Annotated in this window: 14 protein-coding genes and 2 rRNA genes; 9 read left to right on the top strand and 7 right to left on the bottom strand. The window is 45.0% G+C overall.

Translation table 11 applies throughout. From position 1 onward, the window contains the following. The first annotated feature begins 8 nt into the window (after positions 1-8). Positions 9-2,192, top strand: coding sequence for a glycosyl hydrolase family 28 protein (locus tag SKC35_RS00080; RefSeq protein ID WP_377977479.1), 2,184 nt, complete (start codon positions 9-11; stop codon positions 2,190-2,192). On the opposite strand, the gene SKC35_RS00075 is transcribed toward SKC35_RS00080, so the two are convergent. Continuing rightward, positions 2,179-4,869 carry a glycoside hydrolase family 2 protein gene (locus tag SKC35_RS00075; protein WP_377977478.1) on the bottom strand — a complete coding sequence of 897 codons (2,691 nt, stop codon included), beginning with the start codon at positions 4,867-4,869 and terminating at the stop codon, positions 2,179-2,181. The two genes, SKC35_RS00080 and SKC35_RS00075, sit on opposite strands and share 14 nt — an antisense overlap. An 86-nt stretch (positions 4,870-4,955) precedes the next feature. Here SKC35_RS00075 and SKC35_RS00070 point away from each other — a divergent pair, with 86 nt between their 5' ends. Continuing rightward, positions 4,956-5,981, top strand: coding sequence for an NAD(P)H-dependent glycerol-3-phosphate dehydrogenase (locus tag SKC35_RS00070; protein WP_377977477.1), 1,026 nt, complete (start codon positions 4,956-4,958; stop codon positions 5,979-5,981). Here SKC35_RS00070 and SKC35_RS00065 read toward each other — a convergent pair. The 3 genes from SKC35_RS00065 to SKC35_RS00055 form a co-directional block, all read right to left on the bottom strand. Beyond that, positions 5,973-6,368 (bottom strand): HIT family protein, encoded by a 396-nt coding sequence (locus SKC35_RS00065; protein WP_377977476.1) that lies wholly within the window; start codon positions 6,366-6,368, stop codon positions 5,973-5,975. The genes SKC35_RS00070 and SKC35_RS00065 overlap by 9 nt on opposite strands. Position 6,369: 1 nt before the next feature. Further along, positions 6,370-8,331, bottom strand: a complete 1,962-nt coding sequence (locus SKC35_RS00060) for a KUP/HAK/KT family potassium transporter (protein ID WP_377977475.1) — start codon at positions 8,329-8,331, stop codon at positions 6,370-6,372. A gap of 166 nt (positions 8,332-8,497) precedes the next feature. Beyond that, positions 8,498-9,193, bottom strand: a complete 696-nt coding sequence (locus SKC35_RS00055; RefSeq protein ID WP_377977474.1) for an AlbA family DNA-binding domain-containing protein — start codon at positions 9,191-9,193, stop codon at positions 8,498-8,500. Positions 9,194-9,278: 85 nt separating this feature from the next. Between SKC35_RS00055 and SKC35_RS00050 the strand changes: the two genes are divergently transcribed. From SKC35_RS00050 to SKC35_RS00040, 3 genes are read left to right on the top strand one after another with little or no spacing between them, the layout of a single operon-like run. Next, positions 9,279-9,971 carry a phosphoadenylyl-sulfate reductase gene (locus tag SKC35_RS00050; protein WP_377977473.1) on the top strand — a complete coding sequence of 231 codons (693 nt, stop codon included), beginning with the start codon at positions 9,279-9,281 and terminating at the stop codon, positions 9,969-9,971. A 3-nt stretch (positions 9,972-9,974) separates the two neighbouring features. Next, entirely contained in the window at positions 9,975-10,889 is a 915-nt protein-coding gene (gene cysD / locus SKC35_RS00045) for a sulfate adenylyltransferase subunit CysD (RefSeq protein WP_130895891.1), read from the top strand. A gap of 21 nt (positions 10,890-10,910) precedes the next feature. Further along, positions 10,911-12,161, top strand: a complete 1,251-nt coding sequence (locus SKC35_RS00040; RefSeq protein WP_377977472.1) for a sulfate adenylyltransferase subunit 1 — start codon at positions 10,911-10,913, stop codon at positions 12,159-12,161. A 2-nt stretch (positions 12,162-12,163) separates the two neighbouring features. Here SKC35_RS00040 and SKC35_RS00035 read toward each other — a convergent pair whose 3' ends face one another. Next, positions 12,164-12,601, bottom strand: coding sequence for a sterol desaturase family protein (locus SKC35_RS00035; RefSeq protein ID WP_377978393.1), 438 nt, complete (start codon positions 12,599-12,601; stop codon positions 12,164-12,166). A gap of 98 nt (positions 12,602-12,699) precedes the next feature. Between SKC35_RS00035 and SKC35_RS00030 the strand changes: the two genes are divergently transcribed. From SKC35_RS00030 to SKC35_RS00015, 4 genes are read left to right on the top strand one after another with little or no spacing between them, the layout of a single operon-like run. After that, positions 12,700-15,324 carry a valine--tRNA ligase gene (locus SKC35_RS00030; protein ID WP_377977471.1) on the top strand — a complete coding sequence of 875 codons (2,625 nt, stop codon included), beginning with the start codon at positions 12,700-12,702 and terminating at the stop codon, positions 15,322-15,324. Then, complete coding sequence (locus tag SKC35_RS00025) at positions 15,324-16,328, top strand: gliding motility protein GldB-related protein (protein ID WP_377977470.1); 1,005 nt, start codon at positions 15,324-15,326, stop codon at positions 16,326-16,328. Before SKC35_RS00030 ends, SKC35_RS00025 begins: the two co-directional genes overlap by 1 nt. A gap of 1 nt (position 16,329) precedes the next feature. After that, on the top strand, positions 16,330-18,138 hold the full coding sequence (locus SKC35_RS00020; RefSeq protein WP_377977469.1) for an ABC transporter ATP-binding protein: 1,809 nt from the start codon (positions 16,330-16,332) through the stop codon (positions 18,136-18,138). Continuing rightward, entirely contained in the window at positions 18,139-18,555 is a 417-nt protein-coding gene (locus SKC35_RS00015; RefSeq protein ID WP_377977468.1) for a Fur family transcriptional regulator, read from the top strand. It abuts the gene before it with no gap. 294 nt (positions 18,556-18,849) lie between these two features. On the opposite strand, the gene rrf is transcribed toward SKC35_RS00015, so the two are convergent. Continuing rightward, positions 18,850-18,961 (bottom strand): 5S ribosomal RNA (rrf, locus tag SKC35_RS00010). A 67-nt stretch (positions 18,962-19,028) separates the two neighbouring features. Beyond that, a 23S ribosomal RNA gene (locus tag SKC35_RS00005) occupies positions 19,029-21,695 on the bottom strand; the annotation flags it as partial.

Below are 21,695 nucleotides of genomic sequence, written 5' to 3'. Positions count from 1 at the left end.
TAGATCCTATGAAATACCTGGTTATCCTTTGCCTCTTCTTCTTTAGTTTCACCGCTTCGGAGCCGATTCATGTATTCCTCATTGGGGATTCGACGATGGCGGATAAAGTGTCTGCTGATTTTCCAGAAACGGGTTGGGGAATGCCATTTGCTTCGTTTTTTAATGAGGCCGTAGAGGTCCAAAACCACGCCTACAATGGCAGAAGCACGAAAAGCTTCCGTCGCGAAGGCCGTTGGGCGAAGGTATTTAACCAGATCAAAAAAGGGGATTATGTGTTGATTCAGTTTGGCCATAATGATGCAAAAGTTTCAGACACCAGCCGTTACGCCCCAGCACAAACCGATTTTCGCGAAAACCTCATTCGCTATGTGCGCGAAACGCGTTCGAAAGGCGGGATCCCTGTCTTATTAACTCCCACTCAACGAAGAAAATTTGATTCTATAGGTGTTTTCGTAGACCAACACGCGGATTATCCAGCCGTGGTTCGCGAGGTGGCTAAAGCAGAAAAAGTACTTTTAATCGATATCGAGAAGGAAAGTAAGAAATACATTGCAGCAGAAGGACCTGAGGGAGCAAAGAAGATGTTTCTTCATTACCCAGCGGGAATTTTTAAGAAATTCAGCAAAGGGGTGGCGGATGATACGCACTTCTCTCCTTTTGGAGCTAAGAAAATTGCTTCCCTGGTTGCTGAAGGCATTTTAGCTTCGAACGAGCACTTGAGAAGCTTCTTACAGAAATCAGCATTCTCACAGAAATATGTTTTTGAATTACCGAACGTAGCGACGACGGCATTTAAAAAAGATACGTTTAATATTGTTTCATACGGTGCCGTTTCATCGGCGAGCAAGTTGAATACATCTGCCATACAACAGACCATCGACATCGCCGCGAAGCAAGGCGGTGGTGTGGTACGCGTTCCGGCGGGTTTCTTCGTGACGGGTGCCATTACGTTACGCTCCCATATCAACTTCCATTTAGACGCTGGCGCAGTATTGCAGTTCAGCGCGGATGCAGCCCAATATCCATTGGTGAGAACAAACTGGGAAGGCGTGGATGCCATCAGAGCGCAATCCCCGATTACGGCGATAGGCGAACGAAACATAGCTATAACGGGTTCTGGCATCATCGACGGAAACGGCGAGGCTTGGAGACCCGTCAAGAAAGGAAAATTGACACCAGGGGAATGGGATAAACTGGTTCGTTCAGGTGGCGTATTAGATGACAAAAAAGACACGTGGTATCCGACTGAGCGCGCCTTAAAGGGATCTAAAATGGATCAGCCAGGCGTGATTGCCGCTGGTTTCAATGAGGCCAAAGCCGAAGAAATCAAAGAATTCCTTCGCCCTAATATGATTTCTCTGCGTGAATGCGAGCAGATTTTATTAGAAGGAGTTACCTTCCAAAACTCCCCAGCCTGGAACGTCCATCCCCTACTTTGCAAACACCTTACGGTTGAAAATATCACCGTTAAAAATCCTTGGTTCGCCCAAAACGGCGATGGGATCGACATCGAATCGTGTGAATATGTTTCGGTGCGCAATTCAAGATTTGACGTAGGTGACGACGGCATCTGTTTGAAATCGGGTAAAGATGCAGAGGGCAGAAAAAGAGGTCGTCCTAGCGCCCATATCACCATCGAAAATTGTGTGGTGTTCCACGGTCACGGCGGTGTCGTAGTAGGCAGTGAAATGTCTGGAGGCGTACATGATTTATTTGTTTCCAACTGTCAATTCCTAGGAACTGATGTGGGATTGCGTTTCAAAACAGCCCGCGGACGTGGTGGCGTAGTGGAGAATATCTACATACAAGACATCAGCATGAAAAACATCTCAGGCGAGGCCATCTTGTTCGATATGTACTACCAAGGAAAAGATCCGGTGGCCACTTTTGGAAATGGGGGCGAAACACCTAAAATCGAAAGCAAACCAGTCGATGCCGGTACTCCTCAATTCAAAAACATCTTCGTAGACCGCGTCGTAGCAAAAGGAGCAGAAACGGGATTACTCGTGCGTGGATTACCGGAAATGCCGATTCACCACATTTATCTTTCGAACTTAGACATCGAGGCGAAACAAACTTATCGTGTTATTGAAGCCTCGGATATTCAATTAACTAACGCTAATTTTACCCAAACTGGAGACAAGAAACCGGAGTTAATTAACGTGAAACACTGGAAACTTAACGCTCAATAAGTATACTCGGATCGACCACATAGCGGCCAGATTGATCCCCATACAGGGATAACCCGCCTTCTGTCGATTCGAATCGCAAGATCAATTTCCCCGTTTTGGCAGCCTGTTGCCATGCCGCTGCTGGGATCACACCTTTCACTAAGTAGCCGTAGGTTCCAGCTTCGTCTAGCTTGTTATTACGCGCCTGGTAATGCCAAGACAAGATTCCTTGATGATCCGCAGGATCATCCGCTAAAATAGTTTCAGAGGCAATAATTCCGTTTGCACTCACTTTCAATTTTGAAGGACTAGCGTATCGATCGGTCTGCGGATAGGCATTCGGATTTACGCCGGGATCAAAAGTTCCTTTGCCTAGCATGTAGTCACCATCCATTTTTCCTGCATCATCTCGGTCTTTGCCTAAAATGGGCTTAGAAGAGGCCTCAACTAAGAAACGAACCTGTTTAATATCAGCTATCCCTGATGTAGGGAATGGAATTTCGTATTCGAAATAACCCGCTCCTGCCCCATTTAATTTATGTCCTAAAACGCCCGCCCATTGTTTTTTCGGCCAGCTAGATGAGCTATAACGCTCCACTGGCACCGAAATCAATTGACCTTTCGCTGGTTGCATAGCACCTTCTTCCACAATCAAATGCACGAAATTACGGTGCACGACTTTTCCCGCAGCATCGCTTAATTCAAACGCTAAGGTATTGATGGATTTATCTGCTGGTAAGGTAATGGACAGTGAATCCAAGGCCTTCACATCCCAAGGCTTATACGTTAGAGCACTCGTTTTCGACCAGCGATTCACTTTTTCGCCTGCCGCATTTGTACCCGATAGCGTCATTTTTAAATTTAATGAACCAGCATCGTTGGTCATGGAAGATAAATGCAAAGGAATTTTAACCTGTTGGCCGGCTTTCCCAGCCCACGTGATTTCTTGTCCTGTAGACAGGTAAAAAGGTCCGTGAAAATCTTTCAGTGACATCCCCGGGACGATGGCGTTTAAACCTGTCTCTTTCTCCGTTCTGTCAAATTTATAGTAGCCGTTCCACTCGTTAATCACGTCATGGTGTTCAGTATATAACCAGCCGGCCATTTGTGGATGATTTCTAAACGAGTTCAAGGCTTTGTGATAATCGAAGGTATAATCGACATCGCCGGTACTTCCTTGGTAACCCCATACGTTCCCAAATTCCGAATTAATCATCGGTTGCGTCCCTTGCTGGTATCCTTTCTCAAAATTCCAGGTACTTCCAGGGTAGGTCTTTGCGGCAAAATCGCCTACTAATTTATCCCATTCATAGCCTGCTTGGTAGGCGTGCCAGGAATTAATGTCTGTTTCCGTATGTCCTCTTCCGCAGCAAACGGAATTGTCTTCGACGAGGCGAGTGGGGTCTAAGGTTTTGGCCAAATGATACACCGACGCCACCCATTGCTGGGTTTCCGGTGTATAAATCGACTTATTGTCCTTGTGCGTGAACAAACCCCAGGTCTCGTTAAACGTAATCCAAGAGAAGATTGCCGGGTGATTGTAATCGCGTTTGATCATCTCGTGCAAAGTATATTCCGACTCCTTTTGCATGGCTGCATCCGGATCTCCCCACGAATTGGGTAAATCAGACATCACCAAAAGTCCTAATTTATCCGCCCAATACAGCTTACGCGGCACGTCCACTTTAATGTGCGTCCGGATCCCATTCAACCCAATTCGCTTGCTGCGCACAATCTCATCCTTCATAAATTGATCCGACGGAAAGGTATAAAATCCAGTAGGATGATAACTTTGGTCTAAAGCTAATTGCACATAAACAGGTTTGTTATTCAATCCGATATACGGAATCTTCGAACCAGGTAAATGAACCACAGAAATCTTCCGCATCCCGAAATAACCGTTCACGACATCATTTCCCGACTGTATTTTTAGCCCGTATAAATACGGATCTTCTAAAGACCATAGGTGCATCGCTTTTACAGCTATGTCTGCGGCGCCCTCCTGTTTTCCTGCTGGTATCAAAATCGAGGCCATTTGGCCATTCGATAAGGTAATTTTAACTTCCTGATTTTTCGAAGCAGGTGCTCCTAGATAAACTTTAACCTGTGCCTTTTTCGAGTCAATGTCCGGATTCACCGCATAGTGATCGATAAAATTTCCGCCTCTCGCCTCTACATACACCGTCTGCCAAATCCCCCGCGCATTCCCATACCCTTGCTTTCCATACAAGGTGAACATCCGACGCTTATCATCCACACGAACCGCAAGCTGATGCACGGAACCGGGTTTCACCCCCACTAGTTCAGCATCAAAAGGCGTGTAACCGCCTTGGTGTTTCGCAATTTGAACTCCATCTAAAAAGAGGATAGACTCCCAATCCGACGCTCCTATGTTAATGAAAATACGTTTACCGGTCCAAGTCGTTGGTATCCTAATTTCCTTATGGTACCAGGCCACATCTGACTCATCTTTCACCTCAGAAAGGGGCGATCCCCATGGAAAGGGCACAAGAATTTTCTTTGCGTAGCGACTAGGAGCCGTATGTGACGAATCAAAAGTAAAGTCCCAATAGCCATTCAGATTCAGCCATTGATCCCGTTGTAGGTCAGGGCGTGGATGTTCAGGAAGCGGTTGATTTTTTTGTGAAAGCGCACAGAAAGATAATCCTGTGAGCAGGAAAAGGATGATTTTTTTCATAGGTTTAGATTGAGTCACCAGGCGGGTGAATGTACAAATTTGGCAAAAAATCCGGGATATTTATCAAATAAGCGTAATTTTACAAAATGAGTGAATTAGCGGAATTAAAGAAAAAAATCCCTACCCAGGTAGCTGTGTTAGGCGGAGGTAGCTGGGCCACGGCTTTGGTGAAAATCCTTTCTGAAAACAATGTGAAAATAAAGTGGTGGATCCGCCGTAAATCGGACGTTGAATTCATCCGCAAATACAATCATAATCCGAGCTATTTGACTGACGTGGCCATCAATCCACGTAAAGTGAAGACCTACAGCAAAATGGTTGATGCCTTAGCAGGCGCCGAATACATCATTTTAGCGGTTCCGGCGGCTTTTATACCGAGTACGTTAAAGGACCTCAATAAAAAACATTTCGAAGGGAAAAAAGTGGTTTCTGCCATCAAGGGAATGATTCCAGACGAAAACCTATTGGTGACTGACTGGATGGAACGCGCCTTTAATTTGCCTTTAGGCCAAACCTGCGTCATCGCCGGCCCATGCCACGCGGAGGAAGTCGCGCTAGAGAAACAATCCTACCTAACGATTGCGTCCCCGGATTTGAACTTGGCTCAATCCTTTGCCAACCTATTAAACAGTCGTTTTTTACAAGCGCACGCGATCCAGGATTTATATGGAGTCGAATACTGTGCGGTTATTAAGAACATTGTGGCGATGGCCTGCGGAATTACGCGCGGGTTGGGTTTTGGGGATAACTTCCAGGCCGTACTCGTGAGTAATGCGATGCAAGAAATCAAGATCTTCTTAGATGTCGTTTATCCGGAGAAAAACCGCGATTTGAATAGCTCAGGCTATTTAGGGGATTTACTGGTGACGGCTTATTCGCAGTTCTCACGTAACCGGACCTTTGGAAATATGATCGGTCGCGGCTATTCTGTGAAGTCAGCGCAAATCGAAATGAATATGATTGCGGAGGGCTATTATGCCGTTCGCAGTATCTACAGCATCTCTCGACAACACAACATTAAATTGCCTATTATCGAGGCAGTGTATAATATCGTGTACGAGAAAGCGAATCCGATGCTTGAGATGAATAAGCTGAAAGGCTTCTTAAAGTAAGAACGAGCGAATTAATTCGGCTGTTTTTGCCAAAGATTCAGCCGACGGCTTCATCTTCTCTTGCGAGAAATTAATATCTAACATACGATTCATCGGCACCAAATGCACGTGTGCGTGTGGCACCTCTAAACCGATGACCGCTACCCCTACTCGCTTGCAAGGAATCGCTTTCTTGATAGCTGGCGCAATTGTTTGAGCGAACTTCATTAAATCCCCGAGTAATTCCGGCTCTAGATCGAAGATATAGTCTACCTCTTGTTTGGGAATCACGAGCACGTGGCCTTCCACTAAGGGCATCACATCCAAGAACGCTAGAAAGCGATCATCTTCCTTGATTAAATGGCAAGGAATTTCTTTGTTGACTATTTTGGTAAATATCGTGCTCATCTTATTCAATACGTCTCAAGTTGCATTTAGTAATAGGCTTGATAATTAATGGCACCTTTTCCAGTTTAACCGCATCTGAATCCAAGCCAAAGTATTTGTCCTCCGAATGCGTAAACTGCTTCACGAAGAAATAGGCCTTCATCACCATTCGGTCTAATAAAGGTAAATCGTTATCGAATGAGAGGAATTTTTCCAACACCACAAAACGGAAGTCACCAATCACATTTTGTTCATTCAATGACTTGTAACGAGACGTGATATCCACTTCCCCACGGGCCACCATTTCCTCTACTACCTTGCGGAAATACAGGTTAATACGTTGCTCTACCTTGAAGCCTAACTTAAAGTTTACTTTAATGATGTCATCTGGTTCAATCACGGTCACCTTGTAATCCATCGCATACGGATCATCCAAGGTATCTACGTGGACGAACCAATAGATATCTGCACGCTTCGGACGTCTTTGGAAAATTGAATAAATAATCTTCGATTCGATATCCGTCACTCGCCCGGCATTTGACATAAAGACTAAGTGCGTCGCGTATTTAGGAATTGTTTCGTCTTGACTCAAGTCCTTCAAAGGCTCGATATAATCCGATAACTTCTCGTATTCGGTTAATTTTTTCTTAATGCGCGTCGCTCTAAACCACACCCACATAATGATGATTATAACGCCGGCAATGAACAAGGAAACATACCCTCCGTGCCAGAATTTTTGCAAGTTTGCTACTAGGAAAGATCCTTCTAAGGACACATAAACGGCTAAGAACAAGACTATCCACCACATATCCACTTTCTTGATGTGCAAGTAGTAAGCCATCAATGAAGTTGTCATTAACATCGTCATGGTAATAGCAAGACCATACGCCGCCTCCATGTTAGCTGATTCTTTGAACCACAACACGACTCCCACACAACCTAACCACAACATGATGTTAATAGAAGGAACATAAATTTGCCCTTTTTGGTCAGATGGATAGACCAAACGTACGCGCGGCCAAAAATTCAAGCGAATCGCCTCGGAAATCAAGGTAAATGAACCCGAAATCAAGGCTTGCGAAGCGATCACCGCTGCCGCTGTCGCCACCATAATACCCGTGAATAAGAATTCACGCGGCAATAATTCAAAAATCGGTTTGCGAACACCCAGCAAATCTCCTTCGTGGGCTAATAACCAGGCCCCTTGCCCGAAATACTGTAGAATCAAGGCAATCTTGACAAAAACCCAGCTAATGCGAATATTCTCTTTTCCGCAGTGGCCTAAATCTGAATACAAGGCCTCAGCTCCAGTCGTACATAAAAATACGGCTCCTAAGGTCCAAAAACCAGCCGTACCCGATTGATGCGTTGTTAATAACTCCCAAGCATATACAGGAGATAGGGCTCTAAAAATCGACCAATCCTGGCCGATCCAAATCAAACCTGTCAGCCCTAACATCGAGAACCACAATAACATGATGGGCCCAAAAAGCTTTCCTACTACCTTGGTTCCAAAGATTTGAAAAATAAATAAACCAGATAAAATCACAATTACGAGAGGCACAGTATCCGTCACGAAGGGAGTCCCATCTTTATGATGCAACATTTTTAATCCTTCAATCGCGGAGGAAACCGAGATAGGCGGAGTAATAATACCATCCGCTAACAAGGTGGCTCCACCGATAATGGCTGGCAAGGTTAACCACTTTGCGTGGCGTCTTACTAACGCAAAAAGGGCAAAGATTCCGCCTTCACCCTTGTTATCTGCCCGTAAAATTAAAATCACATACTTTAAAGTTGTCTGTAAGGTCAACGTCCAAAAAATACAAGACAATCCGCCTAAAACGGTTAGTGAATTAATCGGATTATCTCCGATGATTGATTGCATTACATACAAAGGAGAAGTTCCAATGTCCCCGTAAATAATCCCCATCGCTACCAATAGACCAGCTGCGGTGGCTTTACTTTTGTGTTTGTGTTCCATTTTTAATCTCTAGGGAGTAACAGTCTTATCAAGCGGCTTTGTTTAGTCTAAAAAATAAATACAATTAATGCACAAAATTGTACTATTTGCATCTGTTTTCTTGAAATATTTCAAGAAACGGATGCAAATATAGATTTAATTTCCTGATAATGAATGTCCTGTGAAATTAATTTAAGCGGTAGGTGTCAAACGATTCCCCGGGCTCGATTTTCAGCACCCTTGCCAGCACTAACAGGACTAACTTTCTGGCGGCTAGCCAGGTAGGGATTTGGGCTTCTTGGGCTAATTCAGCCAATGTTATTTGGCCGTTCTGACGGACAAAATCTAATAGAAATCGTTCGATGTCTCCGTAGGCGAAGCTGATGCCGTCATCGTTTTGGCGACGTAAAATTTGCTTCATTTCTTTGCTCGCCTGAATGGTACGGTCCTTTACTCGTACATAGCAGATGGGATGTGGATCTGTATCTAATTGAACAAAATGGGGTTTGTCCACGCTTTCATAGACTTGATAGACCAAAACTTCCCGGCCATTATCCAAGCGGATACGGTAAGCTCGGTAAGTAAAGACGGGAAAACAGTACTTCTCAATGGCGCGCTCTAGCAAGAATTGCTCTTCCTCCGCGAACTTCACTCCTTCAATCACCCCCGCATCGCTGACACCTACGAATAAATGACCTCCTTCAGTGTTAGCGAAGGCTACCAGTTCCTTGATAATCTTTTCTGGGAACTTGACTTTCATTTTGAACTCCAAGCGCAAACCTTCCCCATGGCGCACGAGATTTCGCAGATTTCGAAGATCTAATACATTTTCCTCCTCCTCGTGATAAGGACTATCCAATAAAATCTCTGATCCTATGCGCATAAAACCCAATTTAGGAATTATTTTTTTTATTTATTAGTATAGTTATTCAATAGACAATATGTACCTTTGTAAAAAATAGGACAAAATGCATCTCAAAACGCTCGAAAAGGAATTACTATCCAGATCATTGCCAGAACGAATTCAGTTCATTGCCTCCTATTTTGCAGGTGAACGCCTTGTTTTCTCTACCTCTTTTGGTCAAGAAGATCAGGCAATTACCCAGGCCATTGCTAGCACAAAATCGGCCATCGAGATTTTCACGCTGGATACCGGACGTCAGTTCCAAGAATCCTACGAGTTAATGGATTTGACGATTAAAAAATACGGCATTTCGCTCCAAACCTTTTTCCCTAACACCTCCGCGGTGGAAACCTTAGTGGCAGAAAAAGGATTTAACTCCTTCTATACCTCTGTAGAGAACCGAAAAGAATGCTGTTTTGTTCGAAAAATGGAGCCATTAAATCGTGCCTTGCAAGGAGCGAAAGTGTGGATTACCGGTTTAAGGGCCGAACAATCAGATAATAGAGCTGATATGCCCATCATAGAATGGGATGAAAACCGTCAATTGTGGAAGATTAACCCCTTAATTGATTGGAGTTTCAGCCAACTTGAAAATTACTTACAAGAACATAAAATTCCCCAAAACCCCTTGCACAAGAAAGGGTTCATCTCCATCGGCTGCGCTCCGTGTACGCGAGCCATTTCGGAGGGAGAACATCCCCGTGCGGGCCGTTGGTGGTGGGAGAATTCCCAAAAAGAATGTGGTTTACACGCCTAAGTTATGCAGACAATACAAGACAAAATCGGTCATTTCCCTCGCCAACTAGAGGATGAATCCATCTACATCCTACGGGAAGTGGCAGCGCAATTTGAGCGCCCTGCTTTACTTTTCTCGGGTGGAAAGGATTCCATTACCTTGGTTCGTTTAGCCCAAAAGGCTTTCTTCCCAGGTAAAATTCCCTTCCCTTTGGTTCATATCGATACAGGACACAACTTCCCTGAGACGATTGAATTCCGCGATTGGTTAGCCAAAGAAACGGGAGCCGAATTAATTGTCCGTTATGTACAAGATTCCATCAACCAAGGAAAAGCGACGGAAGAGTCAGGAAAATATGCCTCACGCAACGTACTTCAAACGGTAACGCTTTTAGATACGATTGAAGAATTCAAATTCGATGCATGTATTGGTGGAGCAAGACGAGATGAGGAAAAAGCGAGAGCGAAAGAACGTATTTTTTCGGTGCGCGATGATTTTGGGCAATGGGATGCAAAACGCCAAAGACCCGAATTATTCGATATGCTCAACGGCCGCATCGCAGTGGGAGAAAATGTGCGCGTGTTTCCTATTTCGAACTGGACGGAATTAGATGTTTGGAACTACATTAAAGAAGAGAAGATGGAGATCCCAAGTATCTACTATTCACATCAACGCCAGGTCATTGAGCGAGATGGAATGCTTTGGGCAGATTCTGAGTACTTGAACAAAGAAGCAGATGAGATCCCATTCGAGGCGACTGTTCGTTTCAGAACGGTGGGCGATATGACCTGCACCGCAGCTGTGGCTTCTGATGCAACGGATATCGATGTGATCATTGAAGAGATTCTTTCTGCCGAAATTTCGGAACGAGGCGCGCGCATTGACGACAAACGTTCGGAGGCGGCGATGGAAAAGAGAAAACAACAAGGGTATTTTTAATTCAATCAGAGACAAGAACACATGGATATTTTACGCATAGCTACCGCAGGTTCCGTTGATGATGGAAAAAGTACCTTAATCGGTCGCCTGTTATACGAGACAAATTCGATTACCAAAGATAAAATAGAAGCCTTAGAAAGCGCATCTAAACGCAAGGGACTCGACTTTCTAGATCTTTCCTTATTAACCGACGGCCTCATCGCAGAACGCGAGCAAGGAATCACCATCGATGTGGCGAATATTTATTTCTCCACGCCTACCCGCAAATACATCATCGCGGACACGCCAGGTCACGTGGAATATACCCGCAACATGGTGACAGGGGCTTCGAACGCGAAGGTTTCCCTCATCTTAGTGGATGCCCGCCAAGGAGTCGTGGAACAAACAGCGCGTCACTTATCGATCGCCGCGATGTTGCGTATCCCCAAAGTGATCATTTGTGTGAACAAGATGGACTTAGTCCAATACCAAGAATCCACGTTCAATGCGATAAAAGACAGCTTGGCGGAATTAGTCGCACAGACCACTTTCGTGGGACAAGAAATCAGCTTCTTGCCTATTTCCTCTTTGTACGGCCAAAACATCACGCAAAAAGCAAGTGAAATGCCCTGGTTTAGCGGCAATACATTGTTAGGCGAATTAGAAGCCTTCGAATATGCCTCTACTTTAGCACACGCTCCGGCTCGTTTCCCCGTTCAATTTGTCGTGAGACCGATGACCGAGGCCTACCACGACTTCCGTGGCTATGCCGGAAAAATCAGCTCTGGTACGTTCAAAGTGGGTGATGCCATTCGCGTTTTGCCTACGGGACAAGAAAGTACGATTGCGACGATTGAAAAGTTTGATACTAAATTATCGCAGGCTATCGCAGGGGATTCTGTGACGATTACGTTAACGACAGATGTGGATATATCGCGCGGAAACACGCTTGTATTAGCATCGGAGGAAAATGCTCCGGCATTGAAAGATTTTTCAGCACAAGTATGCTGGTTAGATCACACAGCATTAAGCCCAGGTAAGACCTACTTATTACAACACGGAATCAATATTACGAAGGCCAAAATCTCTCAAATTACTGAACGTCTAGATGTAGCGACTCAAACGTCTACCCAAGGCGTGGATACCTTGAAATTAAATGAAATTGGGACAATTGCGTTGCGCACGGCACAACCGATTAGCGCAGATCAATATGCGGCCAATCCAGCGAATGGAGCCTTTATCCTGATCGATGAATTCTCGAATTCAACCGTCGGTGTAGGATTCGTAAAATAAGTTTATTGGTATTTTTTAGGGGCGTAGAGGAAGCCAAAAGCCTCTGCGCCTTTTTTTGTGTGCACTTCGTGGTGCACATAATGTGCTTTCATAATGCGCTTCATATACGCAGAACCGGCTTTGTACTTGATTTTGATGCGGCGGTGCACGATGATATCGTGAAAGATGAAATAGAAGATGCCATAGGTTGCAATCCCTAATCCGATGTAAAATAGCGGCCAGTAGGCAGGAATTTCAGCACCTACGATAATCGTCAACGTGGAGGAAATCCCGAAAACAACTGAAAAGAGATCGTTTTTCTCCAATTTATCTTTGTGGTGCACGTGGTGCGATTCATGCCAGTTCCACATAATGCCGTGCATAATGTATTTGTGCGTAAGCCATGCTACTCCTTCCATTCCCAGAAAGGTTCCCAACCAAAGTAAAATTCCTACTAACATCATAACGTTATTTCAACCAAAATTACGGCGAATTGTTTTAAAATCCACCCTCGACCTTTGGCCTAAATCAATTATCTTTGTAGGCTTAGAGAACACATATGATAGATAAGAATTACGCCCCGCAGGAAATTGAACAAAAATGGTATGCCTACTGGTTAGAAAACAAGCTTTTTGCTTCGAAACCTAATCCGAACAAAGAGGCGTACACCATCGTCATTCCTCCTCCTAACGTCACTGGGGTACTTCATATGGGCCATATGTTGAACAATACGATTCAAGATGTCTTGATTCGTAAGGCACGTATGGAAGGCAAAGAGGCGTGTTGGGTACCGGGAACGGACCACGCATCGATTGCAACAGAGGCGAAAGTAGTAGCCATGTTGAAGGAAAAAGGCATCTCTAAGGCCGACATTACTCGCGAGGAATTCTTGAAATATGCTTTCGAATGGAAGGACAAATACGGCGGAATCATCCTCGATCAATTGAAAAAATTAGGGGCTTCCTGTGATTGGGATCGTACCCGTTTCACGATGGAACCCTCTTTATACCAAGCGGTTATTGACACGTTTGTGCGTTTATACAACAAAGGTTTGATCTACCGTGGCGTGCGTATGGTCAACTGGGATCCACAAGGAAAAACCGCTTTATCAGACGAAGAAGTTATCTACAAGGACGTTCAGGCCAAATTGCATTACATCAATTATCCACTTAGCGATGGATCTGGATTTGTCACCATTGCAACGACTCGCCCTGAAACGATCATGGCGGATGCAGCCATTTGCGTGAATCCGACAGATGAGCGCTACCTGCATTTGCAAGGCAAAAAGGTTCGTATCCCCTTGATTGATCGCGAAATTCCGATTATTGCTGACGAATACGTTACTGCGGAGTTTGGAACGGGTTGTTTAAAAGTGACCCCTGCTCACGATTTGAACGACTACGAGTTAGGTTTAAAACACAAGTTGCCTGTCATCGATCTATTAAACGACGATGGAACCTTGAATGAAAAAGCCGTCCTATTCGTGGGAGTTGACCGTTTCGAGGCGCGTAAACGCATTGTGAAACAGTTAACGGAGGAAGGTTATTTGACCAAAACAGAAGAATACAAATCCACCGTGGGAACATCGGAGAGAACGGGAGCAGTAATCGAGCCCAAACTATCCTTGCAATGGTTCATGAAGATGGAGGAGATGGCGAAGCCAGCTTTGGACAACGTCATGAATGACACTATTCAATTACACCCGGCGAAGTTTAAGAATACGTACCGTTCTTGGATGGAAAATGTACGCGATTGGTGTATTTCCCGTCAATTGTGGTGGGGTCAGCAAATCCCTGCCTTCTATTTAGAAGACGGCACGGTGATCGTAGCGAAAGATAAAAAAGAGGCCTTGCGCATCGCAAGAGATACATACCAATTGTATGCCTTAGTAGAAGATGATTTGACACAGGATCCGGATGTTTTGGATACTTGGTTCTCGTCTTGGCTATGGCCTATCTCGGTTTTTGATGGTATCGAAAACCCAGATAATGAGGAAATTAACTACTATTATCCTACGAATGACTTAGTGACTGGACCAGATATTTTATTCTTCTGGGTAGCGCGCATGATCATGGCGGGTTACGAATGGAGAGATGAATTGCCGTTCAAGAATGTCTATTTAACGGGTATTGTGCGCGATAAGCAAGGTCGTAAGATGTCCAAATCATTAGGAAACTCACCTGATCCGTTGGAACTGATCGAACGTTTCGGCGCGGATGGCGTACGCTCTGGCTTATTGTTCTCCGCTCCGGCTGGGAATGACTTATTGTTTGATGACAAATTGTGTGAACAAGGGCGTAACTTCTCGAACAAGATTTGGAATGCGTTCCGACTTTTACGCGGTCTAGAAGTTGTTCCAGGTACCTCTTTACCAGAACACGTATTAGCAACGGCTTGGTTTGAATCAAAATTAAACCAAACCATTATTGACGTTCAAGATCACTTCAGCAAATTCCGTATTTCGGATGCTCTTTTAAGCATATATGAGTTAGTTTGGGATGATTTCTGCGGTAAATATTTAGAGATCATTAAACCGGCCTACCAAAGCCCAATACAGGCAGACACGCTACAAGCGGCGCTAGGTTTATTCGATTCTTTGATGCGCTTAATGCATCCGTATATGCCGTTTATTACAGAAGAAATTTGGCAGGTGATCGATGAACGTAAGGCGGGAGAGTCCATCTGCAAAGCGGAATTCCCATTAGCAGGTCCAGTTAATGCGGCATTAATCGCTCAATTCGATGTAGTTTTCGAAGTGGTTACGAAAGTTCGCGAGATCCGTAATTCGAAGCAATTGTCACCTAAATTGGCTTTGGCTTTACATATTAAAGCAGAAAATAAAGCCGCCTATGCTCCGCTAGAGGCGATTATGATCAAATTAGCAAATTTAGAATCCATCACGTTTGTGGCTGATGCTGTAGCAGATGCGCAAACCTTTGTCGTGAAAGCGGATCAGTTCTTCGTTCCTCTAGCGAACGATGAAGATCCAGCAGTCGTGAAGGCAGAATCAGAGAAGGAATTAGTTTATTTGTTAGGTTTCAAAAAATCCGTAGAAGCTAAATTAGCCAACGAGAAATTCGTAGCGAATGCAAAAGCGGATTTAGTAGAGCGTGAAAGACAAAAATTAGCGGATGCCGAAACAAAGATTCAGTCCCTACAAGAACTGCTAGCTCGTTTAGGATAATGAAGTTTATTTACGCAGTTTTCTTCGGTTTGCTAGTATGGTCATGTTCTTCAGAAAAAGAAGCGCCGGCCATTCAGTGGGATTTTCAGCGAGTGGAACGCGAAATGTCCTCAGTGAAATCGGATGCGGAGATGAGCGCGGTGTTAACTAAATACCCGGAGATCACAGTGGGGTATTTTGGCGCTACAACCGAAAATGCACCCTTTCTTGCTCAAGATCTCTATCGATTATATGCTAATCCCGCGTTGCGTAAATTCTATGACCAAAGTCAAGAGGCTAGCTTTTTTGGTGGCGATTCACTAGAAATAGAACTCAAAACAGCGTTTACCAAAATTCAACAGGAATTCCCTGGCGTTAAAACACCGAAAATCAGAACGGTATTTTCCGGTTTCGGAGGTGTGGGAGGCGGCGAATATACTGCACAGAACCTAGTCGTTTCAGACTCCTTGATCATCATTGGTCTTGACTTCTTTATGGGATCACGTGGTCTCTATAAAGCACCCAATGTCTATGAATACCAAATGCGTCGTTTGGAACCCAAAGCCTTAGTGGCACAAGTGATCCTCCAATATTCTGCCTTTTTGATCAAACAAACAGAGAATGATGCGAGTTTATTAAGCGATATGATTTGGTATGGCAAAGGCTACGTTTTTACAAAAACGATTTTACCTTCCGTCCCTGATAGTCTATTATTCGGCTACACAAACCAAGAAATAGCGGAGACAAATGCCTTCCAAAAAGAAGTTTGGGAACATTTTATCGATCGCAAATTGTTATTCAGTAGCGATAAAAACGTCAAGGCAAAATACCTAGATGATCGTCCCAAAACAACCGAAGTCGGTCCCGCCTGCCCAGGCAGTATCGGACGCTGGTTAGGTTGGCGCATCGTAGATTCCTATTGGAAACAAAAGCCCAAAACAACATTAGCAAAGATATTGACTGACCCAGAAGCGAATCGATTATTCCTCGATTCAGGCTACCGCGGCGAAGCAGATAAAAAATAAGATGGCAAAAAAACAACACGGTGATATAGGCGGAGGAGTAGATCCAAAAGATGCCGTTAAAGTCAGCAAACAAGGTCTTTCTAAGGCCATCAAAATTTTTCAATTCGTCATTCCCTACAAATGGACCTTCATCGTGGGGATGGCTTTCCTATTGCTCTCTAATCTAACGACCCTTAGTTTCCCCCTTTTAATTGGGGAAATGACCAAAGTAATCGAAGGCAAATCAACTTATAAGATCAACGATGTAACCCTGTTTTTCTTTGCAGTCCTAATTGTTCAAGCCATCCTTTCCTTCTTCCGCATATACACGTTTGCGCAAGTCTCAGAGAAAGCGATGCGCGATGTTCGTCAGACATTATACGCTAAAATTATCACCCTGCCCATATTTCACTTTGAGAAAAGACGCGTTGGGGAATTGATGAGCCGCATCACCTCGGATATCACGCAACTACAGGATGTGTTATCGATTACCTTGGCAGAATTCTTCCGTCAGGTTTTCACCCTCGTGGGTGGCGTTGCGCTCATTACCTATATCTCCTGGAAGCTGACCCTATTTATGCTAGCGACATTCCCGGTATTGGTTATTTCAGCAATCGTTTTCGGTAAATTCATTCGGAAGATCTCCAAAAAGGCACAAGACGAGCTCGCCAACACGAACATCATCGTAGAGGAAACGTTAACGTCCATTCAAGCTGTTAAAGCATTTACAAATGAGAAATACGAAGTCGATCGTTATACTACATCTTTGAATAAGGTGTTAGGCGAAGCTTTGAAAGCAGCCACCTTACGTGGGGGATTTGTCAGTTTTGTCATCTTCGCTTTATTTGGTGGAATCGTGGGAGTTGTTTGGTACGGTGCTGCTTTAGTGGCCCAAGGCGATTTAATTCTTGCTGATTTATTAACCTTCATCTTCTACACAGCCTTTATCGGAGGTTCCGTGGGAGGTTTAGGAGATATCTACGCCCAATTACAAAAGACCATTGGTGCCTCAGATCGTATCCTAGAAATTTTGGGCGATCCATCGGAGATTGATTTAACGCATGACTCCTCCACTTCTGCGGTCTCATTCGGGCAAATCAAGGTACAAGACCTAGAGTTCTCGTACCCTTCTCGTCCATCCGTTCAGATCATCAAAGGCATTAATTTTACTATTGAACCCGGTCAAAAGGTAGCCATCGTAGGAACTTCTGGAACGGGTAAATCAACTCTAGCGCAATTATTTATGCGTTTTTATGAGCCTAACGCAGGCACTATCTCCCTAGGAGATCGCTCCATCGCAGATATTGACATTACGGAATGGCGTAAAATGGTGGCTCTTGTCCCACAAGAAGTATTACTTTTCGGAGGAACCATCCGGGAGAATATCGCCTATGGAAAACCAGGGGCAACGCAAGCAGAAATTGAATCCGCTGCCGAATTAGCCTATGCCAAAGAATTCGTCGAATCATTCCCAGAGAAATGGGATACCATGGTAGGTGAACGCGGCGTTAAATTATCAGGTGGCCAAAGACAGCGCATAGCCATCGCCCGCGCCATCCTAAAAAATCCTAAGTTCTTATTACTCGATGAGGCCACCAGTGCCCTCGATTCAGAATCTGAAAAATGGGTACAATCCGCTCTCGAGGAACTCATGAAAAATCGGACGAGCTTGATTATCGCCCACCGTTTATCGACCATTCGTTCGGCAGATTTAATCATCGTTATGGAAGAGGGTAAGATCGTTGAATCAGGTTCACACGAAGAATTAATGAAAAAAAAATCAGGGATTTACCAAAATATGGTCAAATTGCAAACCGAACATTTAGGCTAAATGAGTTCATCCTATTCACTTTCTGATTTTGACCTTCGATCAACCCCTTGCAGAGTTGATGTACTAGCTACCTTTCAAGCGGTAGATTTTGCGTTAAGCCAAGGCGACATCGAACAAAAATTAAGCGATCAATACGATCGCGTAACTGTATACCGCACCTTAAAGACCTTTTTAACACAAGGCCTACTTCACAAAGTTTTAGATGACAATGGTGGCGTAAAATACGCTATATGCAAAGAACTCTGCCACCAAGGAGATCATACTCACCAACACGACCACGTACATTTCAAGTGCAATCAATGTGGCCAAACCACCTGTTTAGAAACAGTTCATATTCCTAGTATTCAATTGCCTGCTGGCTTCACGAAGCAAGAGAGTAATTTGTTGATTCAGGGGGTGTGTAACAGTTGCCAGTAGACAGTGGGCAGTGGGCAGTCGATAGTCCGAAGGGAGGGAGTCCGGAGGCGATAGTCGTTAGTCTGGAGGGAGGGAGTCCGGAGGCGATAGTCGTTAGTCTGGAGGGAATTAGTCCGGAGGTCAATATTACATGAATGAATAAAAAACGAGGCGGCAGCCTCTTTTTTATGCCGTATCTCTACTCTTTGCTCTATACTCTCTACTCTATTCCTTATTTCCTTCGGACTCATTCCCATCGGACTCATTTTTGGGCATAAAAAAAGACCCACACTTACGTGCAGGTCTTCTGTAATAACTTGGAGCTTACTTACTTTCCCGGGTTTGATCCCAGTATCATCAGCGGTGCGGGGCTTAACTTCTCTGTTCGAGATGGGAAGAGGTGAACACCCGTCCTATCGGCTCCATACTTTTTGCAAGGTTTTAGCCTTTAGCCATATTGTGAGATAAAATAAACAGCAGTGTGTAAATTAATAAAAGGTAAGCTTTCGGGTAATTAGTACTACTCGACTTTGACATTACTGTCTTTACATCTGTAGCCTATCGACCGTGTCGTCTACACGGACCCTTCATGGAATACTCATCTTCAGGTCAGTTTCGCACTTAGATGCTTTCAGCGCTTATCTGGTCCCGACGTGGCTACTCAGCTATGCCCTTGGCAGAACAACTGATATACCAGCGGTCAGTCCAACTCGGTCCTCTCGTACTAAAGTCAGAACCTGTCAATATTCCTACGCCCACAACAGATAGGGACCGAACTGTCTCACGACGTTCTGAACCCAGCTCGCGTGCCACTTTAATCGGCGAACAGCCGAACCCTTGGGACCTTCTCCAGCCCCAGGATGTGACGAGCCGACATCGAGGTGCCAAACCTCCCCGTCGATGTGAGCTCTTGGGGGAGATCAGCCTGTTATCCCCAGAGTACCTTTTATCCTTTGAGCGATGGCTGTTCCATACTAAACCACCGGATCACTATATCCTACTTTCGTACCTGATCGACTTGTCGGTCTCACAGTCAAGCTCCCTTTTGCTATTGCACTCTACGCACGGTTACCAAGCGTGCTGAGGGAACCTTTGAAAGCCTCCGTTACTCTTTTGGAGGCGACCACCCCAGTCAAACTACCCACCAAGCAATGTCTCCCCTTTGGGGATTAGAATTCCAGTACAAGAAGGGTGGTATTTCAACGTTGGCTCCCCGATGCCTAGCGACACCGGCTCACAGCCTCCCACCTATCCTACACATCCAGTACCAAAACTCAATGCTAAGCTATAGTAAAGGTTCATGGGGTCTTTCCGTCCCGTTGCGGGTAAACGGCATCTTCACCGTTACTACAATTTCACCGAGCTCACGGCTGAGACAGTGCCCAGATCGTTACACCATTCGTGCAGGTCGGAACTTACCCGACAAGGAATTTCGCTACCTTAGGACCGTTATAGTTACGGCCGCCGTTTACTGGGGCTTCAGTTCAATGCTTCGTGTTGCCACTAACATCCCCCCTTAACCTTCCAGCACCGGGCAGGTGTCAGGCCTTATACGTCATCTTTCGATTTAGCAAAGCCATGTGTTTTTGTTAAACAGTCGCCTGGGCCATTTCTCTGCGGCCACGATTGCTCGTGGCTCCCTTTATCCCGAAGTTACAGGGTTAATTTGCCGAGTTCCTTAGCCGTGATTCACTCGAGCGCCTTAGAATATTCTTCTCGACCACCTGTGTCGGTTTACGGTACGGGTTACTTATTAGTTATACACGCCTAGACTTTTCTTGGAAGTTTACTCACTACACTCGTTTTGGCATTGCTGCCGCCTCTCAAAGACACTATTCCGTCAGTATCTGGTAACCTGTAATCTCCGTCATCTATTTGCCCAATAAGTAAGTACAGGAATATTAACCTGTTGTGCATTAGGTTGTCGCCTTCGCTAGACCCTTAGCCCCCGACTAACCCTCAGTTGATTAGCATAGCTGAGGAAACCTTAGTCTTTCGGCGTGAGGGTTTCTCGCCCTCATTATCGTTACTCATGCCTACATTTGCTTTTCTGAACGCTCCAGCAAAGCTCGTCGCTTCACCTTCACCGCAGATCAGAATGCTCCCCTACCAGTATATAAATATAATCCAAAGCTTCGGTACTTTACTTGATGCCCGTTTATTATCGATGCCCGCCTCGCTCGACCAGTGAGCTGTTACGCACTCTTTAAATGAATAGCTGCTTCCAAGCTAACATCCTGGCTGTCACTGCAATCAGACTTCCTTAGTTCAACTTAGTAAAGATTTTGGGACCTTAGCTGTTGGTCTGGGTTCTTTCCCTCTCGGATTGGGACCTTAGCACCCCAACCCTCACTCCCGGGTATATTTTAAGCCATTCAGAGTTCGTCAGGATTTGGTAGGATTTGACTCCCCCTAGTCCTATCGGTAGCTTTACCTGCTTAAAACTTAACCCCGAGGCTGTTCCTAAAAACATTTCGGGGAGTACGAGCTATTTCTCAGTTTGATTGGCCTTTCACCCCTACCCACAAGTCATCCAAATACTTTTCAACGTAAACTGGTTCGGTCCTCCACTCCGTGTTATCGGAGCTTCAACCTGCTCATGGGTAGATCACAAAGTTTCGCGTCTACTCCCACTGACTAAGCGCCCTATTCAGACTCGCTTTCGCTCCGGCTGCTCACGTCAACGTGATTAACCTCGCCAGTGAAAGTAACTCGTAGGCTCATTATGCAAAAGGCACGCCGTCACCCCACGAAAGGGCTCCGACCGCTTGTAAGCGTATGGTTTCAGGGTCTTTTCACCCCCTTACTCAGGGTACTTTTCACCTTTCCTTCACAGTACTCGTTCACTATCGGTCTCTTGGTAGTATTTAGCCTTACCGGATGGTGCCGGCAGATTCAAAGGGGATTTCTCCAGTCCCCCCCTACTCAGGATACCACTACAATTATATAAGCTTACCGATACAGGGCTCTCACCTTCTATGGCCTGCCTTCCCAGACAGCTCTCATTCATTTATATAATCGATCACGTGGTCCTACAACCCCAGTCTTGCCGCAACAACACTGGTTTGGGCTAATCCGCGTTCGCTCGCCACTACTTACGGAATCACTTTTGTTTTCTCTTCCTCTGCTTACTTAGATGTTTCAGTTCAGCAGGTTCGCCT

The organism is Aquirufa originis, assembly GCF_042714495.1.
Taxonomy (GTDB): domain Bacteria; phylum Bacteroidota; class Bacteroidia; order Cytophagales; family Spirosomataceae; genus Aquirufa; species Aquirufa originis.
This window is presented reverse-complemented; position numbering and strand designations above follow the sequence as displayed.

Coding starts and splice junctions, on each gene's coding strand:
- SKC35_RS00080 (WP_377977479.1), top strand. CDS start 9: ATGAAATACCTGGTTATCCTTTGCCTCTTCTTCTTTAGTTTCACCGCT.
- SKC35_RS00075 (WP_377977478.1), bottom strand. CDS start 4,869: ATGAAAAAAATCATCCTTTTCCTGCTCACAGGATTATCTTTCTGTGCG.
- SKC35_RS00070 (WP_377977477.1), top strand. CDS start 4,956: ATGAGTGAATTAGCGGAATTAAAGAAAAAAATCCCTACCCAGGTAGCT.
- SKC35_RS00065 (WP_377977476.1), bottom strand. CDS start 6,368: ATGAGCACGATATTTACCAAAATAGTCAACAAAGAAATTCCTTGCCAT.
- SKC35_RS00060 (WP_377977475.1), bottom strand. CDS start 8,331: ATGGAACACAAACACAAAAGTAAAGCCACCGCAGCTGGTCTATTGGTA.
- SKC35_RS00055 (WP_377977474.1), bottom strand. CDS start 9,193: ATGCGCATAGGATCAGAGATTTTATTGGATAGTCCTTATCACGAGGAG.
- SKC35_RS00050 (WP_377977473.1), top strand. CDS start 9,279: ATGCATCTCAAAACGCTCGAAAAGGAATTACTATCCAGATCATTGCCA.
- cysD (WP_130895891.1), top strand. CDS start 9,975: ATGCAGACAATACAAGACAAAATCGGTCATTTCCCTCGCCAACTAGAG.
- SKC35_RS00040 (WP_377977472.1), top strand. CDS start 10,911: ATGGATATTTTACGCATAGCTACCGCAGGTTCCGTTGATGATGGAAAA.
- SKC35_RS00035 (WP_377978393.1), bottom strand. CDS start 12,601: ATGTTAGTAGGAATTTTACTTTGGTTGGGAACCTTTCTGGGAATGGAA.
- SKC35_RS00030 (WP_377977471.1), top strand. CDS start 12,700: ATGATAGATAAGAATTACGCCCCGCAGGAAATTGAACAAAAATGGTAT.
- SKC35_RS00025 (WP_377977470.1), top strand. CDS start 15,324: ATGAAGTTTATTTACGCAGTTTTCTTCGGTTTGCTAGTATGGTCATGT.
- SKC35_RS00020 (WP_377977469.1), top strand. CDS start 16,330: ATGGCAAAAAAACAACACGGTGATATAGGCGGAGGAGTAGATCCAAAA.
- SKC35_RS00015 (WP_377977468.1), top strand. CDS start 18,139: ATGAGTTCATCCTATTCACTTTCTGATTTTGACCTTCGATCAACCCCT.